Origin of the sequence: Xenorhabdus santafensis (assembly GCF_033949405.1) — a bacterium.
In the GTDB taxonomy this organism is placed as follows: Bacteria; Pseudomonadota; Gammaproteobacteria; order Enterobacterales; family Enterobacteriaceae; genus Xenorhabdus; species Xenorhabdus santafensis.
Genome location: NZ_VCDN01000154.1, coordinates 1 through 1,253, shown reverse-complemented (window position 1 = coordinate 1,253; position 1,253 = coordinate 1). Strand labels below are relative to the sequence as shown.

2 protein-coding genes and 2 pseudogenes are annotated in these 1,253 nt (G+C 39.5%); all 4 read right to left on the bottom strand.

The window, feature by feature from the left end; genetic code table 11:
- The coding region (locus FE392_RS19425; protein WP_319931785.1) for an Rz1 family lipoprotein at positions 1 to 115 on the bottom strand (115 nt) is incomplete at its 3' end.
- Positions 63 to 341 (bottom strand): annotated as a pseudogene (locus tag FE392_RS19420) (lysis system i-spanin subunit Rz); the annotation flags it as partial. The pseudogene FE392_RS19420 and the gene FE392_RS19425, both read right to left, overlap by 53 nt.
- Before the next feature lie 257 nt (positions 342 to 598).
- Entirely contained in the window at positions 599 to 868 is a 270-nt protein-coding gene (locus FE392_RS19415; RefSeq protein ID WP_319931784.1) for an HNH endonuclease signature motif containing protein, read from the bottom strand.
- Between the two features lie 168 nt (positions 869 to 1,036).
- Positions 1,037 to 1,253 (bottom strand): annotated as a pseudogene (locus tag FE392_RS19410) (structural protein); the annotation flags it as partial.

The following is a 1,253-nucleotide window of genomic DNA, read 5'->3' as shown; positions in this document are numbered from 1 at the left end:
TAATCTTGTTCAGCGTCTTTCTCCAGTCGGGCGGGTCTTGAACCATCCAAGCCGGAGGGGGAAGTGGTTTCAGGCTTTGTACACACACCTTTGATGTACACCCCACGCTTGCCATTAATAACATCAGCACGAAGCTGCTCAATCTCACTTTTCTTTTGAGATAATTCATTTGCGTACTTCCCGTCTAGATCATTTAGTCGCTTTATTCTGGTTACATAGTCATTATTTATTTCTATTTGTTCGGATAGTTTTAATGAAATAATTTTATGTTCTTTTTTGAGGCCTAAATAGTTATTAGAGATCCAATAAATTACAAATAATGATATGAATAATAAAACCATTATCACTTTGATTAATTTATTCACACAAAGGCTCCTCTACTGGTGCCGAGCAAATTCGCCATGGAATTTATCTCTTGCAGACTCAGATACGAGCGCAGCTAACTCCATATCATCAAAAACACCTAAATAATGAACTTTGTTTTTCAACCCAATTGATACCTGCCACTTGTTTCTATTCACATTCCAGTGAACACCTTTTTCACCTGATGTGTTATTTATTTGAATTCCTTTATTGATATTATTTTCTGAATGAGTAGCTAATCGAAGATTTGAAATTTTATTATTTTTTTATTTCCATCAATATGATCTACTTGACCGCTAGGCCAGTAACCGTAGTGCAATAGCCATGCAATACGATGGTTATAGTACCGCGATCCTTTTATGGTTACTCTAAGGTACCCCAAACTGTGAACTGAACCTACAACATCACCTTTTTTTGCTTGGTTTGATGTGGTTACTTTCCTTAATATCAGCCCGCTCTCAGGATCATAAGAAAATAATTCACTCACTTCCTCAAAAGTTAACATTGCGTATTCCTATAGAAATAAGAGCCTGCTGACGTAGAAATATCGCCCATGAGAAGGTCGCCACCTATGACGATAGTTCTCAGGCTCTATTTCTATAAGCTCATGATGGATTTTTGCGCACGTCAGTACGCAGATAAAAAGAAGCCCCGCAAATGCGAGGCTCAGGATTCAGAGTAGGCTGTAAGCTTTTTCAAACGTTTCTTCGGGGTAAGGTTGCTGACCGTTCTCGTGTCGGATAATGGACTTTGCCAAAGCAATCAGAGTTGGTTTATCCACTGCGAGAACTTGGTGAGGATCGACACCCAGAGACTGAGCAACACCCTTAACATAGGCGGAAGTGTTATTCTCATTATTCGGTGCCCAGCGGTCTATCATCTTGGCTACG

Bases quoted from the DNA above. Each gene is read 5' to 3' on its own strand.
- FE392_RS19415 (WP_319931784.1), bottom strand. From the start codon at position 868: ATGTTAACTTTTGAGGAAGTGAGTGAATTATTTTCTTATGATCCTGAG.